Raw genomic sequence first — 22,338 nt, forward strand, 5'->3', positions numbered from 1 at the left:
CACATGAGTTTTTTGTTGATTACACAGCCTTATTCTTTTTATCAAACAGAACGATAAAAGTTTGCACAATCAGTTTGAGATCGTACCAAATACTCCAATTTTTACGATACTCAATATCATAGTTAACCACTTCAGCAAAAGTTCTCACATTAGAGCGACCATTTACTTGCCACACACCAGTAATTCCTGGTTTAACATCTAGACGATTCCATTCTGTATAGCGCTCATCATGATACTCAACTTCCAATTCATAGGAGTTAATCTCATTAAAAGTAGGAGGACGAGTTCCCACTAAGCTCATATCTCCAATTAAGACATTCCAAAATTGTGGAAATTCATCTAGACTAGTTTTTCTTAAGAATTTACCAACTCTAGTTACACGCGGATCATCAGCATTCTTAAAAAACTTGCCACTTACGGTCGTATCATCCCCACCGACAACAGTAACATTTGAGCTTGCCTCAACCTGATTCTCAACTTTGATTTGAAGTTGCTCAGCATTCTTTACCATTGATCGAAACTTCCAAATTTTGAAAGGCTTACTCAACAGACCACAACGAATTTGTCCAAATAAAACATTACCTTTGCTCTCTAATGTAATCGCAAGCGCGATCGGGATAAATAGAACAGCAGTAAAACTGAGACCAATTAAAGAACCAATTATATCGATTATTCTTTTGATTGGGTTACGTACTGAAGGATGCACAGGCACACTAGGATCGATGTCAATAAAGGGGAAAAGAAACTTTAGAACAGGATAGAAAATTCTGAGTACAGGAATTTTTTTAAGTAGTCGCTGAGTCCGAAATAGCAATAAACCAAACATCGTAATATTGCTGACTTTGGTTCTTTGGATTGAATTAGAAAATCTAAAAGTATTGCTAGTTGGCTCAGTTATAAATAAATTACTGATTGAAGATAGTCCAATCAAAGCACTCACAGCGTCACTAACACTCCATAAGGTTAACTGAGTCTTGTTAGCTGTAGCCATTCGCAGGCAATTGGTTAAAGCTCCTAGCCCTGCGCTATCCATAACTGTGGTGTGACTCATATCGATCACAATCTTTTTATAGGATTCATCGATATTACAAATAGATTGAAAATCAAGCAAAAATTCTCTGGCAGTGGAAAACACTAACCGTTCAGGACTAAATATAAATGCGACTTCATCAAAGGTAACTATTGAAGCTTGTTTATAATCTCTATTTTGCTTGGTGCTATCACCAAGATTATCACTAACAGGAATATAGACGGCTTCAGGATATAAATTAGCGATCGCTTTACTTCTCACCACAATTAGGTCAAGCACTCTTAATTTCATGAGTACCCACGCTGGCAAGCCGATTTTTTGAAAGCGCGTTTTCGATTCTATAAAAACAACTTTACTGCCACAAAATAACTTAGCAATTAATAAATAGGGAAGAGAAAACCCTGAACCTGTAGAAACAACTAGATCTGGCTTATAGCGAGGTACAGCTCTAAAAGCTAAGACTAAATTACGAATAATATTTAGTAAGTTATCTTTTACGGGAACATAGCCCCAATAGCGATGACTATCTTGTATTTCACGCTCAGTAATGCTAGTCCGCACTGATATCCATAGACGATCGCTATAGGTTTCCCAAAAACTTTGGAAGCTTTGCATATAGCGAAAGTATCCTCCCGCGGCACAAACCAGCATCAACTTTTTTTGAGATTTATATCGATCTTTTAAATATTCACATAATTGAGCCTCAGATACTTTAGGGCTTACTGAAGATGTCTGTCGTAATTTAATAAATTTGACTAGATCTCCTGGGGATCTAGCGATCGGAATGCCTCGACGCTCAAAGTCATCAGCAACTTCCATTTGATGATTGTCAATAAATTCTCTAAACCGATGTAAGCGAGGTACAAGGACATAAGGGGTGTCTTTATCTTCTAAAAGTTGGGCAATATCTTCATCACAATGGCTAATGATTAAATTAGCGCTATCCACAAAGTTTAAAAATTCTTGCTCAGAAAAATTTCGATAAGCTTTAGACCCATCAGGTAAATGCGTTGAAGCCCCATATTGTACTAATACATCTTCGTTAATTAGTTGGTACTTAATCAACAATTCTATCCAATGCATTAGAGCGTTAAATTGATATTGTTCTGTCCCAACTGTGATTAAAAGCATGTCTCAAGCCTTACTACATCAAAACTAAACAATTTTCAGCATTTCTAGTATTCTATACCTAGAGAATTATAGTAACGCTAAAGTTGACTAGCTGAGTCTATCAAACATTACAATAACAAATAAAATAATTGTAAAAGCCTCAAGTTTATGTCAAAAGCTATTTGGAATGGTGTTGTTCTTGCAGAAAGCGATCGCTGTGAAGTGGTTGAGGGTAATCAGTATTTCCCTGCGGATTCGCTGAATATGGAATATTTTAAACCTAGTAATACCCATACAACTTGCGGTTGGAAAGGTGTGGCAAGTTATTACAGCATCGAAGTTAATGGCGAAACCAACAAGGATGCGGCATGGTACTACCCTGAGCCAAAGGATGCGGCTAAGCAAATTAAGGGTCATGTAGCATTTTGGCGTGGGGTAAAAGTCCAGTCTTAGTTAGAAGACATCCGCGATCAGCACAGATATCTTTATTTGTTTAGAAGATATACTCGCAGATCGCAGATGTCTTTTCTTTATTTTTTATGAGTTAATAGCCTTGATGTGAGCTTGGCGAGCCGTAGGTGAATTGACTCGATATATAGCGCTACGTGGCAACACCCGCAAAACTTCTTCAGTTGTGGTTATACCAGCATTTAGTTTGTCGATCGCGGCAAGTCGGAATGAATTAAAATCAGTCTCATTAAGATAACGATTCATTTGGGTGATTGTCCCTTCATAAATCATTTGCCGAAAAGCATCATCAATATCGATCAATTCAACAACAGCTTCTCGCCCAATATAGCCAGTGAAAAAGCATTTCTCACAACCTTTGCCTTTGCGCCAATGACTGGGATCAATATCTTCACGATCCAGTCTTAGGGATTGTAGTTCCGCCAAGGTAGGATGATGGGGTGCTGAACAATGCGGACAGTTTTTGCGAATTAGACGCTGAGCGACCACACCCAATAAAGCATCACTAATCAATCCTGGATCTGGGCCTAAATCTTTGAGGCGTGGGATAGCGCTAGCCGCATCATTCGTATGCATGGTGGATAAAACTAAGTGTCCTGTGAGCGCAGCCCGCACTACAGTTTCCGCAGTTTCAGGATCACGGACTTCACCCACCATCACAATATCAGGATCTTGGCGTAAAATAGCCCGCAATCCTGCGGCAAAGGTCATACCTGCGGGTTCACAAACTTGAGTTTGAGTAATATTTGGCAAAATATATTCAACGGGATCTTCAACGGTGATTACGTTGACATGTTCTTGGGCGATCGCTTGCAAGCTGGTGTAAAGAGTACTAGTTTTGCCTGAGCCCGTAGGACCAGTCATGATGATTAGTCCTTGGGGTTGCCGCAACCAACTGTCATAAATTTTGAGGGTGCGATCGCTAAATCCTAAACATTCCAGATGATTAGAAAAAGGATTATCACGGGGCAACAATCGAATTACTGCTTTTTCGCCACATACACAGGGTAAAGTACTCACCCGCATATCAAGATTGAGGTGCAGACTCTCATCACTGGTGTATTCTTTGCCAATGCGTCCGTCTTGAGGGCGACGACTATCGGCGATATCCATATCCGACATAACCTTCAAGGCGACAATTATTTTGCGGCTGATTTCAAGCGGTAATGTTTTGATATCACGCAAAATGCCATCAATGCGATAGCGTACTCTAAGTCCTGTAGGAGTTGGCTCTAGGTGAATGTCACTTGCCCGATGCTGCAAAGCGATCGAGATCAAGGCATTAATGCGACGGGTCTGATCTACTGCTTGAGACAGATACAAATCGGTAACTTCGCCAATATCGACCTGCTCAGCTTCCCCTGTGAGTGGATTAATCGCCTGTGCAGAATGAATCTGATTAGGATTAGGAATATTTTGATGACGAAACCATTTGCGATAGCTATCGGCAGTAATCTTAATCACTTTGATATCGGTCAAAGTGCGATCGCTGATCAGCTTGATTTGGTCATTGTCTAGAGTTTTTGGGCTACCAACATAAAAGCAATTGCGCCATAGTAATAATGGAATTACAGGCTGCAATATACTACGGTCTTCAAATACTCGAAAGAAACGGTGAGTTAGATCTTGGTCAAGCCAATCCAAATTCACATTTCCTTCAATATTTACTAGAAATTGTAATGCTTCTTCGCAGGTTGCAATGTTGCCATGACGCAGTCTTTTCCAGACTGATTCCCCTACTGACTGCTCAGATGTTTGACTCATATTTTATAAGCTCTGTGTTAGAACCTTTCCCTATTTTAATAATAAGGGCTTTGCCCTAATCACAAAATGGCAGCGCCATTTTGTGATCTTCAAACCATTACTGGGTTGTTTTTTTAATTCATTTGGTCGTATTTTTTATTGAACATTTTCTTAGCTTGATCGTAAATCTCGACTGTAATTGGCGAGAAACTATTATCTTGAGCATATTTTTCAATCTTTTTACGGGCAAAAGGACGCACAAAAAAAGGAATATCTTTAAGCTTTGCTTCGGCTTCGGCAGTCCATACAATCTTTTCGCTCATTGATTTTTAGGTTTTATCTGTATTTATAATTTTGTAGCTGTCGCCAGTCTTGCTAAGACACAAACCTAGCAGACGAGTGGAGGTGCGAAGTACTTTCACTTGCTTCTCAGATTTTGATTTTGCTAATACAAGTGGCGATAACTATACTTAGCGGTTTACAAATTTTAACCTAGCAATACCCCAAAAAGAGATGCATCATTTCGGGCTACATTTCTTTTTTAACAGAATTATGGAGCAATAAAATCTTCTCGCAACCAACCCACAGCAAAATACTTATAGCTGTCGCCAAGTGTATGAGGACATAAAACCCAAGAAGAGAATGGCGGCGCTTCGTGCCGCCATTCTCTTCTTGGGTTTTGCTTTTGTCCTAAAACAATCGACGGCAGCTATAGATACTACCCAAATCAACTATGTGACTTGCTATAGTTTTGAGCCTGCCAAGTTACTAAGATTGATAACGCTTCATCACACCAATCAAGCCAGCCCTTTTCAAAATTAATCCCCCGCCGCAAAGTTAAGTAAGCAAAGCGAGATTCAATATTGCACTTTTCAGGATGACTAAAAAAGTTGCGCTCGATCGCTTGATAAATTTCTAGTTGTTGCTGATGTAGTTGGCGATGATCTTGGATTTTTTGGACGATCGCCTGTTCAGGGATTAAATACCCTGCATAAATTTTAAGCAAAAATTCATCCTTGACCAATGCAGCATCATTGGATTGCAGTAGCCATGTTTTTAAGTGCGACAAGCCTAGTTCGGTTACTGAGAAGATTTTTTTGTCTGGTCTTCCTTCTTGGGCGATCGCTTCGGCAGAAATCAAATTTTGCTGCTCTAGTTTGGTTAACTCCCGATAAATCTGTTGGTGCGTGGCTTGCCAGAAAAATCCCACCGATCCATCAAATTGTTTGGCGAGGTCATAACCACTTTTTGGCGCATGAATTAGGGAAACCAAGAGAGCGTAAGCAAGAGACATATTTTTGAAAGTTGGGAAAGTAAATTAGAAATAGGGTTGACATATGCACTTAGTTGAGTATACATTATCTAGCATATTCAATTAAGTGCATAGTAACTTAGTTGAATATAAGATTGTTGGTTTCTAAGATCTCTCTTTTATCCCACCTCTCAACTTGCTGTAGGAGACTCAAAACATGGAAGCTTCTCAAGATGGACTTCACGTTATTTTTGGTACAGGTGCATTGGGCATAGCGATCGCCTATCAACTGATCGCCAAGGGTAAAAAAGTGCGCATGGTCAATCGCCATAATCAAGTACATCTGCCTCAAGGAATAGTGCTAGAGATCGGCGATGCAACCGATCCACGCTTTACACAGAGAGTTTGCCAAGGAGCTACGGTGATTTATCACTGTGCGGGACCAAGGTATAACTTCAAAGCTTGGGTTCAGGAATTCCCCCCATTGCAGCAAGGTATTCTCGCTGGGGCGATCGCTAGCGGCGCGAAGTTGATCTATGGCGATAGTCTCTATGGCTACGGCAAGGTCAAAGAACCAATGCGTGAAGATTTTCCCTATGCAGCGCATACCAAAAAGGGCAAAATGCGGGCAGCCCTTGCAGAAACTTTGATGTCGGCTGATCGCGAAGGTAAAGCCAAAGTAGCGATCGCCAGATCCTCTGATTTCTATGGTGAAGGCGTTCTCAATTCTGTATTTGGAGATCGCGTGTTTATTCCTGCAATCCAAGGCAAAACAGCCGAAGCGATCGGGAACTTAGATTTGCCACACACCTATACCTATATTAAGGATTTCGCCAAGGCAATGATTGTTTTGGGAGAGCGAGAGGAAGCGATCGGGCAAGTCTGGCATGTGCCTAATGCACCAACTGTTTCCACAAGGGAAATGTTAAATATTCTCTTTGAGGAATTAGAACTACCAGCCAAAATGAATGGCATGGGTAAATTGATGATGCAAATCGGTGGTGTTTTTATTCCTGAAGCTGCTGAATCAGTTGAGATGATGTATCAGTTTGAGAATCCTTTCGTTGTTGATAGTTCTAAGTTTGTCAAGACTTTTGGCAATATTGCCACATCGCATCGTGAAGCAATTCGCAATACAATTGCATGGTATCGGCAATATCTATCGCAAGCAGAACAGGAACAAGTGAAAAGCAAAGCTTCCCAATCCGCTCAGAAGATTGCCACAATGATTTAAAGCAAATTCTAGCCACAAATCTATGACCATAATTGATCCTAGCCAAGTACCCAGCCGTAAAGGAAGTAACTATCCAGATCGCTTCAAGCCAGTAGTTGCAGGACGAGAAAAAAAGCGCTTAGGTGAAGCCGCAGGTCTGAAAAACTTTGGCGTGAATCTGACTACACTTTCACCAAAGTCCCATTCTGCTCTGCGTCACTGGCACACAAAACAAGATGAGTTTATCTATGTCCTATCGGGAGAGTTAACCCTGATTACTGATGCAGGAGAATCAATTTTGCAAACTGGACAAGCGGCGGGATTTCCTGCAGGTGAAGCTGATGGACATTGTCTCTACAATCACACTGATGAAGTTGCTACTTATCTAGAAATAGGCGATCGCACTCCTCATGATTCCGCAACCTATCCCGATGATGATCTGATTGCGATCGCTTTAGATCAAGGCTGGCAATTTACCCATAAAGACGGAACACCCTACTAATCTCAACATAAAAAACATTACTTCTACGGAGAATATCATGACTACAACTACGCAAAGACAAGCCTCTTGGGCAAAGGCGATCGCAAAACCAGCGACAGAATTCCCCCTCACCCAACTCTCAACTATTTCTGGCAAGATTCCTGAATCTCTCAAAGGTTCTCTTTATCGCAATGGCCCCGCAAGATTAGAACGTGATGGATTAAAAGTGGGACATTGGTTTGATGGTGATGGCGCAATTCTTGCTGTACATTTTGCAGAAGGACAAGCTCGCGCTACCTATCGCTATGTGCAAACTGAAGGATATTTAGAAGAAGAACGCGCCAATAAATTAATTTATGGCAATTATGGCATGGTTGCCACTGGCTCATGGCTACAGCGTTTTGGTAAGTCGTCTAAGAATGTGGCGAACACTTCTGTTTTGGCATTACCTGACAAGCTGCTTGCACTTTGGGAAGGTGGTTTACCCCATGCTTTAGATTTGGAGACTCTCGAAACCTATGGTTTAGAAAATCTTGAAGGATTGGAAAATCGTTTGCCATATTCGGCTCATCCTAAGCGTGATCCTCTGACAGGTGAGATTTTCAATTTTGGAATTTCCTATGGCAAGAATGCAACGTTACATATTTACCGAAGCGATCGCGCAGGTAAGCTGATTAAAAAGAATCAGGCTACTTTGCAAGGTCTACCAATGATTCATGACTTTGTGCTGGCTGGAGATTTCCTAATCTTTTGCGTACCACCTTTGCGGATGAATCCATTTCCTGTGTTGCTAAATTTACAGAGTTACAGCGAGTCATTGCAATGGAAACCTCAAGAAGGTACCGAAATCTTAGTGTTCAACCGCCACAACCTAGAATTGATCAGTCGCAATGTTGCTGAGCCTTGGTATCAGTGGCATTTTGGGAATGGTTATAGCGATCGCTTTGGCAATGTAGTCTTCGATTTAATCCGCTATCCCGATTTCACCACCAATCAATTTCTCAAAGAAGTTGCGTCAGGACAAACTAAAACTAAAGCCGAAGGCACTCTCTGGCAAATGCGACTAGATCCGAAAACAGGTGAATTTCTCGAAGCTTCGCAATTGTTAGATCGCGGTTCTGAGTTTCCTAGTGTGGCTCCTGCGGAAGTTGGTCAAAACTCTCGCTACACCTACCTTTCAATTCATCGCCCTGATGCCGTAATTAATCAAGAGATATTCGGTACGATCGCTCGTTACGATTACAAAACCCATACTCTCACCGAAGCTGATCTTGGTGCAAATCGCTATGGGATGGAACCATTATTTGCCCCTGATGCCACTAATCCTGATCGCGGTTATGTAATTACAGTCGTGTTTGATGGCGATCGTCAATATTCAGAAGTCTGGATTTTTGACAGCGATCGCCTAGATTCCGAACCGATTTGTCGTTTAGCTCTGCCAAGTATTGTGCCAATGGGCTTTCACGGTACTTGGCGAGCATAGGGACTTGCGATTAATTAAAGTACCTACGGCTTCGACTTCGCTCAGCCAACGTTGGCTGAGCGAAGTCGAAGCCATACAAACTCGGTGGTATATTTTTTCTCGTCAAGTCCCATAGCAAAAAAATGAGGTGCTTTGCACCTCATTTTTGGGCTTAGTGGTTTACGCACGGCGTTGCCAATTTTGACGATAGATCAGCTCTAACTGATTGCCAAACTTCATAAATAGCTTGCTTTGCTGATCTTGAAGTGCCAAAAATAAACGGTGAAATGCCGAAGCAAAAATGGCAATAACCAGCCCTGTCGCAGTCGTAATTAGAGCTTCCGCAATACCCTCGGTGAGTGATCCCGACTTTGCATTAGCCGCAACATCACCAATTTTGAGAGAACCAAAGGAACCAATCAGCCCTGTTACAGTTCCTAACAGTCCCAGTAGAGGGGCGAGGGTAATTACCGCTTCTAGTAATTTTTCACCCTTGAGCATTCCTGACAGTTCTTCATCAGCCGTACTTTCAAGAGCAAGGCGGAAAAGCTCAGGTTCAGGATCTTCTAAGGCTAGAGGAGCATATAGAAACCTTGCTACAGGGACTTTTAAGGACTGCTGAGCCGCCACTGAGGCGAGTTTTAAATCTTGACGGGCGATCGCCAAAATATTCTCGGCAGTTTTTTGTTCTTGCTTAATGATGTCGAACCAAAAAATAAGACGCTCCATGATCCCAGCCAAAGCAAACACTGATAGTGCCATGAGTGGGTACATGACTGGTCCACCCGCCTTGATCAACTCAATCACTTAGATTAGACTCCTTTTCTTCGCGTTCTCGGCTGAGTTGATTGATTAGTGACAGAACCTTTACACCACGCTCAAAGGAGCGATCTTCATGGAAGACAACTTCAGGAACACGGCGTAAGGCTAGTCTCTGACCAACTTCACGTTTAATGAATCCTGTAGCTGAGGCTAAGGCTTCCATAGTTTGTTGTCTTGCTTCTTCAGTACCGTAAATACTGACAAAAATTTTCACATGTTGGAGGTCGCCTGATAGTTCAGCATCAGTGACACTGACCATGCCCATACCTACGCGATCGTCTTTAATATCTTTAAGCAACATATTGCTGACTTCTCGCTTAATTAATTCAGCAACACGCGCAACTCGTCTTGTAGTAGCCATAGATTTGTACTTATCACAGTAAACTTTTAAACTTTAATTTTTGACTTTGTTGTCCTCTACCCCTCCCTAGCCCTCCCCTTGCAAAGGGGGGGGGAACGAAATCTCTAGTCTTCCCCCTTTGCAAGGGGGAATTAAAGGGGGGTTTGGTACTTGAGTGTACAGGGTAGCCTCATGGTAAAGGCTAGTGGTGAGGGCTTAGAACCTCTGATCATATGCTGTCGTAATGCCGACAATCTTGACATGGACCACTAGGATTGATCGCACAGCGAATATAAAGCGATCGCGCATTGTATTTACAACTAACTTTGCCAATCACATAACCAAACCCATCAATGCAGGTCATATCAGCGGGCGGTAAAGCTTTTAGATTTAGGGTTATAGGAGTTGCATTTACAGCCGAATTTATTTGCCGATAGTGAGCTTGGGTACGATGAAGTATCCAGAGAGACAGGATTGGTGGTGCTACACCCACTAATAAGATAATGACGATATCTAACATATTGCTGAACATGGTGATATTTCAACATGTGGCGAAATTGTGGATCGAATCGAATTTGGATGCAGATCTACTAAGCGATGTCTAGTCCTAGCATAGCTCTTAATACTAGAGATACGCCAATAAATCCGCTAACAATCGCAGTAATCATCGCGATCGCAGTAACAGGCTTCTTGAGTAATGGAATAATTGGTGCAATCACCACCGACAGAACACCGCCAATGATAAGAACTAAGAATTTGGGATAACGGAGTAAATTTTGGATAAAGTTTTTCATTGTTTAATTTAGTTTAATACGTTAGCGCAAAAGGCAATTAGAGCCTTGAGGTTTTAAAAACACAAAGTGGCTACACTACTTTATGTTTTGGCATTACCTGTGGATAAGGCATAGTTGAGACTTGATGAGTCTTATGAGTAGAGTTTTCTGACAAATATTTTGTCAAAGCATCAGAATGATAATCCCAGTTTAATAGACCAGATAGTCCCATAAATTGTTATCTTCTATAACCTCAGAAATATCAGATATTTCCATAAATTTTTGCTATGCACTCCTAAATAAATATTTGTTAAACTTAGAGAAGTTATGACGGGCGAAGCAAAATTTCGCCTGATTTTAACCTTTAAAATATTGCTGACTTTAGCAGCTAAATTATATGACAACGCGATAGGTGATCCAGTTTTGGAAAATTTATGATGCAGAAATTTACGTTACAAGAACAATCTATACAAAAAAAATCTATTCGCGATCGCCTAGGATGCAATCTAATAAAGAGACTAATTCTTGACAACATAACTTCAACATGCGATCAAGAATCAGTTCCTTATTTTACAGCGAATCCCCTATCAATCTTATTCTTGTTAGGAATGACATTGGCTTGGTCGGAACTTAGTACAAATCCTTCCTATGCTTTGAGCAATAACGTCACTAAAGAAAAAACTATCGAATATGTAGCTCAACCTGTCACAAAGACAACTTCTGCACCAAGCTCTAAATCAACAGATGTCCTCTTACAAAAAGCTGAGCGCCTATTTGATCAGGGACGGTATCAGGATGCTTTGGCACAATATCAACAGGTCTTGAATATTTATCGTCAACAAGGAGATCGCTTAGGAGAGGCAATTAGCCTGACATGGATCGGAGCAGTACAGATTGGCTTAAGACAGGAAAAACAAGCACTCAACACTTTACTCGAAGCAAACTTAATTTTGCAAAGGGGCTTGCAAAACTCGACTAACTCAGACAAGAAACTCTATCGCAAAGCTGAAGGGGAAAATCAGTATCAATCTGGCAGAGCCTATCTTAATTTGGAGGAATATGCTACTGGGTTAAAAATACTGGAGAATTCCCTAGCAATTCGGAAAGAAGTAGTCGATCGCTACCGTGAAGGCAAAACTCTTACAGCGATCGCTATTTATCACGTTAAAAAATTTGATTTCCCAAAAGCTCTAGAATATTTAGAAAAAGCACTCCCAATCAATCAGACTGAAAAGAATCAAGCTGCTGAAGCTCAGAACCTATTTTTTTTAGCCTCTGTCTATGGGCTTCTCGGTCAGAAAGACAAAGCATTAGCGTTCACCCAACAAAGTGCGATCGCCTATCAGTCTCTCGGTAACCTCTTAGGACAAGCCAATGCCCTAAATCTAGAGGCAAATATTTTAAGCTTATCTTTAAACTATACAAAGGTTGTCCAGCTAAACCTGAAGGCTCTTGAGCTAGCGCGACAAGCTGGCGATCGCGCCCTCGAAGCTGAGCAGTTAAATGCAGTTGCAGTATCCTATCGCAATCTTAATGAATATCCCAAAGCGATTGAGTTCCTATTGCAAGCTGAGAAGGTTTATCGAGCTTTAGGCGATCGCGCTGGTGAAGCACGCAACTTAAAAAATATTGCAGAAATTCGTCTTGCTCAGGGACAGAATCGTGAAGCCTTAACTCTCTACAGTCAAGCAAAGACAATTTATCAAGATTTGACTAATGTTCCCAATCCTAAACCTAGCGATCAACAGACTCTGGCAAGTATTCTCGTTGATGAAGGTAGTCTCTATACCTTACTCAGCCAATATCCTAAGGCGATAAGCACCTTACAAGCAGCGCGATCTCTCTATCAATCCCTAGGCGATAAGTTGGGCGAAGGTGTGGCGGCAATGTATTTGGCAGGAGTTTATCTGCAATTGGGGGAGACCGCAAAAGTTACAGAAATCTTAAAGCTGCTGCCCTCCTTAACCAAAAACTCTCCACAACTGCAACAGATGGGACAAATTTTGCTTACCATGTTTAGCAACAATCCTGACTCATCGAATCCTCAAAGCCAATTAAACTCAGCGCTGAGTTTACTAGAATTTTTTAAACAATCAGGTAATCGCACCACAGAAGCAGGTATGCTTTCGCAGATTGGCGCTTTGTATTTTGAACTAAAACAACCTGACAAAGCGATCGCTTCACACCAACAAGCATTAGAGATCTATCGAGCGATCGGTGATCTCGCAGGTGTAGGTAATGCATTTTATAATCTTGGTTTAGTCTATGCATTGTCAGATCAAAGCGATAAAGCCTTTACCGCCTTTCAAACTGCGCTCCAATTTGCTCGCAAAGTCGGCAATCGCAATCAGGAAAGTAAACTCATCGGCAACTTGGGCTTATTAGTCCAACGTCAATATCCTGAACTCGCGATCGCCTTTTACAAACAATCCGTGAATGTCACCGAAGCAATCCGTAAAGAATTACGGGTACTAGAGATTGAGCAGCAAAAGTCCTATCAGCAAACAATTGCTGCAAACTATCGAACTTTGGCAGATTTACTATTACAAAAAGGGCGCGTCATGGAGGCGTTACAAGTTCTTGATTTGCTGAAAGTACAAGAGTTACAAGACTATTTGCAAAATGTGAAAGGGAATGAACGCACTGCTCAAGGATTGTACATGTTTTCTGAAGAGGAATTGCAAACTAAAGCGATTGCCAGTCAGCCCCTAAATTCCTTGCAACCTCTGATTGATGGCAATCAAAAAATTGCCCAACAGTTAAGTAAAATTCCTCAAGCAGAACTCAATCAGGTTCCCGAATACTTACAAAAACTGCCTCAAGGTCACGCACTGCTATATCCTCTAATTTTAGGCGATCGCTTAGAACTGATTCTATTTATCCCCAATAAAACACCGATTCATCGATCTGTAGCGATTAAAGAAGCAGATATCACTCAATTAGTTGTAGATTTTAAGATAGGGCTACGCGATCCTGACTCGCTAGATGTAATTGAACCTGCAAGCAAGCTCTATAACCTTCTCATCAAGCCCATCGAAGCCGATCTCGCCAATACGAATACTATTCTCTATTCCCCTGATGGACTACTACGCTATGTCCCCATTGCGGCTCTCTATGATGGTAAAAAATGGCTAGTTGAGAAGTATCGTGTCAATAATTTGGTTTCCTATAGTTTGAGTGATTTCACTCCAAAACCAACAAAGCCAATGCGTATTTTTGCGGGGGCATTTGGCGGCGCACAAAACACCACCAAGTTTGGTCAGATTGGACTACCTGCCACAGTTACCGAAGTTCAATCTATTTCTGAGGCTCTGCCCAATACAACCAAGCTCGTAGCCAATGATTTCAGTCGTAAAGCAACTGAATCACAGATGCAAAATAAAAATATTGTCCATTTGGCGACCCATGCCGAGTTTAACTCTGGTAAGCCCGAAGATTCATTCCTAATTTTTGGCAATGGCGATAAAGTCCTGCTCAGTGAAATGAAGGATTTACCAATGAGCAATGTCGATTTGATCGTTCTCAGTGCTTGTCAAACAGGTGTTGGGAAGTTAGGCAATGGCATCGAGGTCTTGGGCTTTGGCTATCAGGTGCAAAGGGCTGGCGCAAAAGCCGCGATCGCTTCTCTCTGGCAAGTTAGTGATGAGGGTACGCAAGCTTTAATGCAGGCATTTTACAATGATGTGAAAAAAGGCGATCGCTCTAAGGCTGAGTCTTTACGCCAAGCGCAAATTGCTACAATTCGCTCTAAGGATTTCTCACATCCCTACTACTGGTCAGCATTCATTTTAATCAGCAATGGTTTGTAGCAATGTAAGAGTATTACAAACCAAGAGATAAATATCGGCGCGAAGCACCGATATTTATCTCTGTAGCCATGTTTGTTAGGACATAAAACCCAAATGCGGCGCTTCGCGCCGCATTTGGGTTTTGATTTATCCTGATACAGGTGACTATAGCTATATCTCTTGGTTTAATGTCCTAAGCAAAACTTTCATTGCTATAGTAAAATTCCTGCATGGTGGTATACATGAGTAAACATGGTGGATATTCATACAGTTGAACTTTCTTTCAAGCGAATACCCGAATATAATGCCAAGCTTGCAAAAACCGTCCCTTCAAGTACCAAGACAAATTATTTAGTTGGTTCAATTATCGCAATTGGGATTGGTCTATTTACCTTATTAGTCAATTCTCAAAGCATTCCCAATATCCTTGGTGGTAGTCTAGCAGTTGGAGGTGTGGTTACATCCATTTATATATTACAGCGCACAACAGACGATTCGAGTGAAGCGCAAGAAGAGCGAAAAAAGTTCCATATTGCTGAAAGTATTCACAAGGCAAAGATAAATGTTAAAAATGAACAGGTTAGGCTAACTAATGCTGCCCACAGTTGGCATTCGTTTGGTTTTGACACCACAAATACAATTGGCGATCGCATTGCATTTAATTCCTATACCGTCAAAGTAACTGATAGACCAGATAGTATCAATATTGGATTGAGAATAGATAAAATCCTCTATCGCACTGAATTCTATACAGAGTTTTACACAGCTAAACAAGACAAATTAAAATCACGTCAATGTAAGCGTAAAATTCCAGATCGCATAAAATTTACGATCGCTTTTCCAACACGTAAACGTGCAGTAAAGGGGATAATGCCATTTGATAGTTACAATCAAATGGTGACTCTGTATAACGCCAGACATCAGAAAGCTCAAGAGTTAGTTGAGTTTAGTCAGCGCTATGCGATCGCTGAAGAGAATATCCGCAAGCATGGCGATCGCATTTATTTTTCTCCAGAAGAAAAGAAAGCAATAGAAGATTTAGAAAACTTAGCCAGTTTCGATCTGCGCCTCAATCAAATTGGGAAAGAGGTAGCGATCGTTGTTGACGAGAGTAAATTTGCGAAATTTGACCAAAAACTAGGTTTAGAATCATTTTCTGGCAGTCTAGATAATAAATCCAGTGATGATCGCATCATAAAATTTACAGATTTAGAACTTAAAGCGATCGGGCTACCAACAATTCGGAAGCAGTTTAATATTACTGCTCGTAGCTATAATGAAGCAATTACGAAACTGAATGCCAAAAATGCCAAAGGAATCACCGTAACATAAATGATGCCAGCTATATCATTGAAGTTTTTTCAGCACGTTAGCCAGATCATCTATTCGTACAGGCTTACTAATAAAATCGTCCATCCCAACCAGAATACAGTTCTCACGATCTTCTGCCATTGCATTCGCAGTCATCGCTACGATTTTTATCTTTTTAAGTGACGATATATTTTTCTCAATGAGACGTATTTGGCGAGTTGTTTCCAAACCATCCATCTCTGGCATCTGCAAATCCATAAAAATTAGATCGTAGGATTTACTTTCTAATGCTTTCAAAACCTCTAATCCATTTATAGCGCAATCTGCTTGATAGCCAAGTTTTGCTAAAAGCCTCAAAGCAATCATTTGATTAAAGGTATTATCTTCAACCAGTAGAATTCGCAAAGAACTGGGAACAGCTTGTGTAAACTCCTCTTCAGCAATTACTACGTTAGGTTTCTCAGAATCTATTTGCTGATGCGTTTCAACTTCTTCACAAGGTAATTGCTCAACAGCAATATCAAACTGAAAAACTGTACCTTTATTTAAGGTACTACTTACACGAATATGACTACCCATAAAATGAGCAAACTGTTGACTGATTACTAGTCCTAAGCCAGTTCCAGTTTGCGTTGCTCTACCTGAAGTTGTCTGGACAAACGCTTCAAACAGCTTGTCAATTTCTTCTGGAGCAATCCCTAGACCAGAATCTTCTACTTCAAAATGAATAACAACTTTTGAGGAAACTTCTTCTATATTCGTCTGAGAAACACGAAGGAGTACATAACCCTTACTCGTAAACTTGATCGCATTTCCCAGCAGATTTAATAAAATTTGGCGAATTTTTCTTTCATCAGCCTTGACATATTGAGGACAATTTGGATGTATAGCAAAGATCAACTGTAAATTTTTATCCTTTGCCTTAATTTGCAACATTTCTTGCAGATTATTTAGAAATACATAAAAATCAAACTTAGTTTCCTCAAGTACTATCTTTCCTGCTTCAATCTTTGACATCTCTAAAACATCATCAATTAAGTTCAACAGATGTTCGCTACTATGACTAATGATACTAACGTATTCCCTAAGCGCCTGAGTCAAAGAATTATCATGATGCATTAATTGAGTACATCCCAGAATCGCATTAAGAGGAGTCCTCAATTCATGACTCATTCTCGCTAGGAAATTACTTTTAGCCTGACTTGCAACTTTTGCTCTCTCTGCTTCCAATTTGAGAGACTGTTGAGAAAATTCTAGGGCAGCGAGTATAAGTGTACCTCTCAACTCCAAAGCAGCTTCTGTTTCCACTACAGTCCAAGGCAAAGACTTAGCCTTGACCGTTTCCTTCCATAGCTCAAAGGATCTACGAGGAGACGGCTCTTCATCGTCGTCATCTATATCTAACAACTTACTTGGATCACCAGCCCAGTTAACTGTTTGGATAACTTCTTCCCGAAACCAAATAATATGATAGGAGCTATAATTGAGAGAAATAGAAATGGATAATAATCCACTCGCCTGATCTTTAACCTGCAAAGCCTCTGGATAGCTCTCACTCAGGCAAGTAGTATAAAAAACATCTTGAGATTTAGTCTCTATCCATTTAGTTAATCCAACAATAAAATCACGAGGAGGACATATCCCAATCTCATAGATATTGTCTCCAAGGCAAATAACTGCTCCTTGAGCATTAACTAGACTTAATAAGCTATCAGGATCTTGAGAAAAGGTATAGATTGATTGGCGATCGCCTAATATATTTTGCTTTAACCTAGACTGAAGCATTGCAATCTTCTCTTGGGCTTTCTTCAGTTGGTGTTCATGTTTGTTAACGATTTCTACAGACATGATTTGACCTAGAAATTCACAGGTTTTTCTATTCTCATAGTCAATATATTTGGAAGTATAGTGATGACAAACAACCAATCCCCATAGCTTCCCTGAATCTACCAATGAAATACTAAAAGAAGCTGCAACCCCCATCTTTTGTAAGTACTTGACATGAAATTGAGAGACACTTCTTAGATTGCTATAACTTAAATCAAGGGTTCTTTGTGTAAGTGGATTGTGAAGAGGAATGATAGGCACTGGTTGATAATTGACATCGACAATTAGCCTAAGCCAATTTTTACAGTAAAGGGTACGCGGGATTTCAGGAATATCTGATGAGGGATAATGCAAGCCTAGCAGAGGTTCTAAATGTTCAGCTTTATTTTCAGCAATTACTACACCGTTACCGTCTGAGTCAAATTTATAGATGAGTACACGATCAAATTGGGTGATTTTACGGATTTCCTGTACTAACAAATTTGCCATTTCAGAAAAATCCTTAGCCCTACGAATATTAGCCGCAGCAATTTTTGATAAATAGTAAAACTCTAGATTAGAGTTAACATCTTTTGACAAGCGCTCCAGTTCTAGAATCAGTAAACCTTCAGAGCGATGGATTACGCCTTGGCAATGGTGCTTTTTACTTCTAATTTGTAAGGTTAGTTTAATTGGATTAAATACTTCTATATCTTCTTGAGAGAGGAATGACTGTAATTTCTCAATTTGAGATTGTGGAAACAGAATCGTTAAAGGCTGGTTAATTAGAGAACTAGCAGATAAACCAAAGAATTTAGCTGTATTTTCACTGACCTGCAAAATTTTTAAGTCTGATTCATCAATGCAAATTAGAACTCCATGGGGCTGAATATGTCCAAGTAAGTGAATCTGCTCGCGATCGCACTCTTTGTATCTCACCAATTCAGAAATTTTAGAAGCCTTAGAAAATATCGATTGTGTTGTTTCCATTCTCCACTCTCGCCGCTTAACCTATTTCACATAAAATAAAGCTCAACAATATCTTGGTGTTTTGAGCAAATGCTTTTAACTTCCCCTCAAAAATGTCTTACGCTGTCCAGACAACCAATTAAGTTTAAGCATCACGTATAGGACATAGATTAATATACTCAAATATTGCCTGTGTATACCTACTGAAATATGCATCATGTGACCTATCGATAGGTCTGCTTATAATTTTTTAGTGAGTAACTACTCCCTTCCCAGCGAAGAAATAGACATATAAAACCAAGAAATAGCGTTGCTGGACGAAGCGCCGCAACGCTATTTCTTGACTGGAAAGAGAGTAGAGGTGAGTTCGATATAGCCTTTTGCATACTCAGGTTACATAAGTGGATTTTGAATTGGGACAATGATTTTGCTAGTTTTTTAATTTTTTTCTAAAATTCATAGACAAAATATGTCATATAGAGTTATGATTGTTAATCGTGACTAAAAACAGAAACTGAGAAGAATAAGTCAAGAGCTTACCTCCTTAAGTCTGAGTCATGCATTGGTATAGTGAACTAAAGAAACTAAAAAGTCTTTAACCTATAGCAACCAACCCAAGAGATTGTGTTTCTCACGTCTAGTAGTTAGGCTAGACATCTTCTGTAAGTCGTCTCGAAGTCCATTAAACAGCCTTCAAAACTCATACTTCTTACTAAGATCGAAACCGATCTCTTTTGAGCCTGTCAAAAATCGGCAGAATATATCTGCGCGAAAATTTGAAAGTCAAGCAAGCGGAGCTAATTTTAATGACTGTCGGAATTCTCGGCACAAAACTTGGGATGACCCAAGTATTCGATTCGGATGGCAACGCTGTTCCTGTAACAGTCGTTCTTGCTGGTCCTTGTACAATTACCCAAGTTAAGACTGAAACCAAAGAAGGCTACAAAGCTATTCAAGTTGGTTACGGTAAGACTCGTGAAAAACTCCTCAGCAAACCAGAGTTAGGACATTTGAAAGTGTCAGGTGCTGAGCCTGTAAAACACCTCCGTGAATATCGTCTCGACAACATTAGTGATTTCACTATCGGTCAGACTCTAGATGTAAGTCAATTCAAGGATGGCGACATCGTTGATGTGATTGGAACTAGCATTGGTAAAGGTTTCGCTGGTTATCAAAAGCGCCACAACTTTGGTCGCGGTCCGATGGCTCATGGTTCTAAGAACCACAGACAACCTGGTTCGACTGGAGCAGGTACCACTCCAGGGCGTGTTTATCCTGGTAAGCGTATGGCTGGTCGTCTTGGCGGTAAGCAAATCACCGTGAAGAAGCTAACTATAGTCAAAGTCGATGCAGCGAACAATGTGTTGCTAATTAAAGGAGCAGTCCCTGGTAAGCCTGGCGCATTGCTTAACGTTATTCCTACCGTAATTATCGGCAAGGCTAAATAAGGACTAAGTAGTTTGTTCGTGATATCGAGAGAATATAAGTTATGCCTACAGTAATAGATTGGACAGGGAATGAGGTTGGTGAAATAAACCTTGAGTTGCGGGTTGCGAAAGAAGCAAGTGCAAAAGGTTTAGTTCATCGCGCCCTTGTCAGACAACTAGCCAATGCCCGTCAAGGCACAGCCAGCAGCAAAACTCGTGCTGAAGTCCGTGGTGGTGGTCGCAAGCCTTTTAGACAAAAGGGTACAGGTCGCGCCCGCGCAGGTTCGACCAGATCTCCATTGACCCGTGGTGGTGGTGCAATTTTTGGACCTAAGCCTAGAGATTACGAAACCAAGATGAATCGTAAGGAACGTCGTCTTGCCCTTCGTACCGCATTTATCGGTCGTACCGCAGATTTGATTATCGTTGAAGATTTTGCCGTAAACCTTGCTCAGCCTAAGACTAAAGAATTATGTCAAGCTCTTGAGCGTTGGGGTGTGACTGTTGGCAAAAAGACGCTGATTATCACCGATCGCAAAGATGAAAACATTGTTCTTTCTGCACGTAATATTCAGAATCTACAATTGCTTGCGGCTGATCAGCTCAACATGTTCGACATTCTGAACTCTGAAAAGATTGTGGCAACTCGCTCAGCGATCGCCAGAATTCATGAGGTGTACGGTGGCGATGCAAAGTTAGCAACAGAGATCGTTACGGTCGAAGATGCAGAATAACGGAATCTAAGTAGAAGAAAGAAACACCATGGCTAAGATCCCTAACGAATTCGATCCCCGTCGCTTGCCCGACATCATTCGTCGCCCTCTGCTCAATGAAAAGGCAACCCGACAATTAGAAGACAACAAATATACCTTTGATGTTTTCCACGATGCCACCAAGCCTGAAATCAAAGCTGCGATCGAGAGCCTTTTCTCAGTCAAAGTTAAGAAAGTAAATACCCATAATCCACCCGCAGCAGCGCGTCGGATTGGTAAGTTTGCAGGCAAACGCGCTCAAATCAAAAGAGCAATCGTCACCCTTGCTGAAGGCAGCAAAATCGATTTGTTCCCAGATGTATAAGCACTAGCTTAAAAAAACCAGAGAACTGTTCCTTTAACAACATCAGATAATTATGGGCGTTCGTGCATACAAACCTTATACCGCTAGTACTAGACAAACTGTTGTCTCAGACTTCTCGGAAATCACCAAGTCAGAACCCGAAAAGTCTTTAACTAGCCATGTCCATCGTAAAAGAGGACGCAATAATCGCGGTGTCATCACCAGCCGTAGACGTGGCGGTGGTCACAAGCGACTCTATCGGATTATCGATTTCAAACGTAACAAACGCGATATCATCGCTGAAGTCATTGCGATCGAGTACGATCCCAACCGCACCTCTCGGATTGCTCTACTGCAATACGAAGATGGCGAAAAGAGATACATCCTTGCTCCTAAGGGAATCGCTGTTGGTAACAAGGTTCAAGCAGGTACAAACAATGTACCTTTTGAAATCGGTAACGCGATGCCATTGGTAAACATCCCTCTTGGTACGATTGTTCACAATGTGGAACTCGTCCCTGGTAAAGGTGGGCAAATAGTGCGCTCAGCTGGTGCTGGCGCTCAAATTGCCGCTAAAGAAGGCGATTTTGTTACCCTCAAGCTTCCTTCTAGTGAAGTTCGTTTGATTCGTAAGGATTGCTTCGCAACCATCGGACAAGTAGGCAACCTCGATCACAGCAATACCAGTCTTGGTAAAGCAGGACGCAGCCGTTGGCTCAACCGTCGTCCTAAAGTCCGTGGTATGGTCATGAACCCAGTTGATCACCCCCATGGTGGTGGAGAAGGTTGCGCCCCTATCGGTCGCAGCGGACCTGTTACTCCTTGGGGTAAACCAACCTTGGGCTACAAGACTCGCAAGAAAGGCAAACTCAGTGACGCTTTGATTGTTCGTCGTCGCCGCAAGTCCTCGAAGCGCGGTAAGGGCGGACGTAACGCTTAATTTTTTGCTTAGCGACTACTTTGCAGTCGCCAAGCGCAAAGACTTATTTAGAGAGTACAAACTATGACGCGATCGCTAAAAAAAGGTCCTTTTGTTGCTGATCACCTAATGACCAAAATTGAAAAGCTCAACGCCAAAGGCGAAAAGCAAGTTATCAAAACATGGTCACGCGCTTCCACCATTCTTCCTCAAATGATCGGGCATACCATTGCTTGTCACAACGGAAAACAGCACGTTCCTGTATATGTCACGGAGCAAATGGTAGGACACAAACTCGGTGAGTTTGCCCCTACTCGCACCTTCCGCGGTCATGCCAAGAGCGACAAAAAGGCCAAGAGATAGGTAGA

At 41.2% G+C, this 22,338-nt stretch carries 20 protein-coding genes; 11 read left to right on the forward strand and 9 right to left on the reverse strand.

Translation table 11 applies throughout. The annotated features are described in order from the left end of the window. Positions 1-19 precede the first annotated feature (19 nt). Positions 20-2,161, reverse strand: coding sequence for a sugar transferase (locus ABM313_RS09685; protein WP_434687603.1), 2,142 nt, complete (start codon positions 2,159-2,161; stop codon positions 20-22). 147 nt (positions 2,162-2,308) lie between these two features. On the opposite strand from ABM313_RS09685, the gene ABM313_RS09690 reads away from it, so the two are divergent. Next, a complete protein-coding gene (locus ABM313_RS09690; protein WP_434687605.1) occupies positions 2,309-2,593 on the forward strand; it encodes a DUF427 domain-containing protein in 285 nt (94 codons plus the stop codon). A gap of 84 nt (positions 2,594-2,677) precedes the next feature. Here ABM313_RS09690 and ABM313_RS09695 read toward each other — a convergent pair whose 3' ends face one another. The 3 genes from ABM313_RS09695 to ABM313_RS09705 form a co-directional block, all read right to left on the reverse strand. After that, positions 2,678-4,372: a GspE/PulE family protein gene (locus tag ABM313_RS09695; RefSeq protein ID WP_434687607.1), complete on the reverse strand. Its 1,695-nt coding sequence runs from the start codon at positions 4,370-4,372 to the stop codon at positions 2,678-2,680. A gap of 113 nt (positions 4,373-4,485) precedes the next feature. Further along, positions 4,486-4,674, reverse strand: a complete 189-nt coding sequence (locus ABM313_RS09700; RefSeq protein ID WP_281007483.1) for a PCP reductase family protein — start codon at positions 4,672-4,674, stop codon at positions 4,486-4,488. A 404-nt stretch (positions 4,675-5,078) separates the two neighbouring features. Next, positions 5,079-5,645 carry a PadR family transcriptional regulator gene (locus tag ABM313_RS09705; protein WP_434687609.1) on the reverse strand — a complete coding sequence of 189 codons (567 nt, stop codon included), beginning with the start codon at positions 5,643-5,645 and terminating at the stop codon, positions 5,079-5,081. Positions 5,646-5,820: 175 nt separating this feature from the next. Between ABM313_RS09705 and ABM313_RS09710 the strand changes: the two genes are divergently transcribed. The 3 genes from ABM313_RS09710 to ABM313_RS09720 are packed head-to-tail and all read left to right on the forward strand — an operon-like array spanning position 5,821 to position 8,780. Next, entirely contained in the window at positions 5,821-6,837 is a 1,017-nt protein-coding gene (locus ABM313_RS09710) for an NAD-dependent epimerase/dehydratase family protein (RefSeq protein ID WP_434687611.1), read from the forward strand. Positions 6,838-6,859: 22 nt separating this feature from the next. Further along, positions 6,860-7,318 (forward strand): cupin domain-containing protein, encoded by a 459-nt coding sequence (locus tag ABM313_RS09715; RefSeq protein ID WP_434687613.1) that lies wholly within the window; start codon positions 6,860-6,862, stop codon positions 7,316-7,318. Positions 7,319-7,355: 37 nt separating this feature from the next. After that, on the forward strand, positions 7,356-8,780 hold the full coding sequence (locus tag ABM313_RS09720; protein WP_434687615.1) for a carotenoid oxygenase family protein: 1,425 nt from the start codon (positions 7,356-7,358) through the stop codon (positions 8,778-8,780). 159 nt (positions 8,781-8,939) lie between these two features. Here the strand turns inward: ABM313_RS09720 and ABM313_RS09725 are convergent, their stop codons facing one another. The 4 genes from ABM313_RS09725 to ABM313_RS09740 all read right to left on the reverse strand — a co-directional run bounded on the left by ABM313_RS09725 (position 8,940) and on the right by ABM313_RS09740 (position 10,715). Continuing rightward, positions 8,940-9,566: a MotA/TolQ/ExbB proton channel family protein gene (locus tag ABM313_RS09725; RefSeq protein ID WP_434687616.1), complete on the reverse strand. Its 627-nt coding sequence runs from the start codon at positions 9,564-9,566 to the stop codon at positions 8,940-8,942. After that, on the reverse strand, positions 9,559-9,942 hold the full coding sequence (gene rbfA / locus ABM313_RS09730) for a 30S ribosome-binding factor RbfA (protein ID WP_434687618.1): 384 nt from the start codon (positions 9,940-9,942) through the stop codon (positions 9,559-9,561). Before rbfA ends, ABM313_RS09725 begins: the two co-directional genes overlap by 8 nt. Positions 9,943-10,150: 208 nt before the next feature. Continuing rightward, positions 10,151-10,453, reverse strand: coding sequence for a DUF6464 family protein (locus tag ABM313_RS09735; protein ID WP_434687620.1), 303 nt, complete (start codon positions 10,451-10,453; stop codon positions 10,151-10,153). A gap of 58 nt (positions 10,454-10,511) precedes the next feature. Beyond that, complete coding sequence (locus tag ABM313_RS09740; RefSeq protein WP_434687621.1) at positions 10,512-10,715, reverse strand: DUF751 family protein; 204 nt, start codon at positions 10,713-10,715, stop codon at positions 10,512-10,514. Positions 10,716-11,128: 413 nt separating this feature from the next. Between ABM313_RS09740 and ABM313_RS09745 the strand changes: the two genes are divergently transcribed. Then, on the forward strand, positions 11,129-14,503 hold the full coding sequence (locus tag ABM313_RS09745; protein ID WP_434687623.1) for a CHAT domain-containing protein: 3,375 nt from the start codon (positions 11,129-11,131) through the stop codon (positions 14,501-14,503). 231 nt (positions 14,504-14,734) lie between these two features. Further along, positions 14,735-15,814, forward strand: coding sequence for a hypothetical protein (locus ABM313_RS09750; RefSeq protein ID WP_434687625.1), 1,080 nt, complete (start codon positions 14,735-14,737; stop codon positions 15,812-15,814). Between the two features lie 15 nt (positions 15,815-15,829). On the opposite strand, the gene ABM313_RS09755 is transcribed toward ABM313_RS09750, so the two are convergent. Then, positions 15,830-18,589: a response regulator gene (locus ABM313_RS09755; protein WP_434687626.1), complete on the reverse strand. Its 2,760-nt coding sequence runs from the start codon at positions 18,587-18,589 to the stop codon at positions 15,830-15,832. 785 nt (positions 18,590-19,374) lie between these two features. Between ABM313_RS09755 and rplC the strand changes: the two genes are divergently transcribed. The 5 genes from rplC to rpsS all read left to right on the forward strand — a co-directional run bounded on the left by rplC (position 19,375) and on the right by rpsS (position 22,333). Further along, positions 19,375-20,016 carry a 50S ribosomal protein L3 gene (gene rplC / locus ABM313_RS09760; RefSeq protein WP_434687627.1) on the forward strand — a complete coding sequence of 214 codons (642 nt, stop codon included), beginning with the start codon at positions 19,375-19,377 and terminating at the stop codon, positions 20,014-20,016. A 41-nt stretch (positions 20,017-20,057) separates the two neighbouring features. Continuing rightward, positions 20,058-20,729: a 50S ribosomal protein L4 gene (gene rplD / locus ABM313_RS09765; protein ID WP_434687629.1), complete on the forward strand. Its 672-nt coding sequence runs from the start codon at positions 20,058-20,060 to the stop codon at positions 20,727-20,729. A 28-nt stretch (positions 20,730-20,757) separates the two neighbouring features. Further along, positions 20,758-21,072 (forward strand): 50S ribosomal protein L23, encoded by a 315-nt coding sequence (locus ABM313_RS09770; protein WP_434687631.1) that lies wholly within the window; start codon positions 20,758-20,760, stop codon positions 21,070-21,072. A 52-nt stretch (positions 21,073-21,124) separates the two neighbouring features. Next, complete coding sequence (gene rplB / locus ABM313_RS09775; protein ID WP_434687632.1) at positions 21,125-21,991, forward strand: 50S ribosomal protein L2; 867 nt, start codon at positions 21,125-21,127, stop codon at positions 21,989-21,991. A gap of 63 nt (positions 21,992-22,054) precedes the next feature. Continuing rightward, positions 22,055-22,333: a 30S ribosomal protein S19 gene (gene rpsS / locus ABM313_RS09780; protein ID WP_094530961.1), complete on the forward strand. Its 279-nt coding sequence runs from the start codon at positions 22,055-22,057 to the stop codon at positions 22,331-22,333. Positions 22,334-22,338: the final 5 nt, after the last annotated feature.

This window comes from Pseudanabaena minima str. Chao 2107, assembly GCF_051131155.1.
Taxonomy (GTDB): domain Bacteria; phylum Cyanobacteriota; class Cyanobacteriia; order Pseudanabaenales; family Pseudanabaenaceae; genus Pseudanabaena; species Pseudanabaena minima.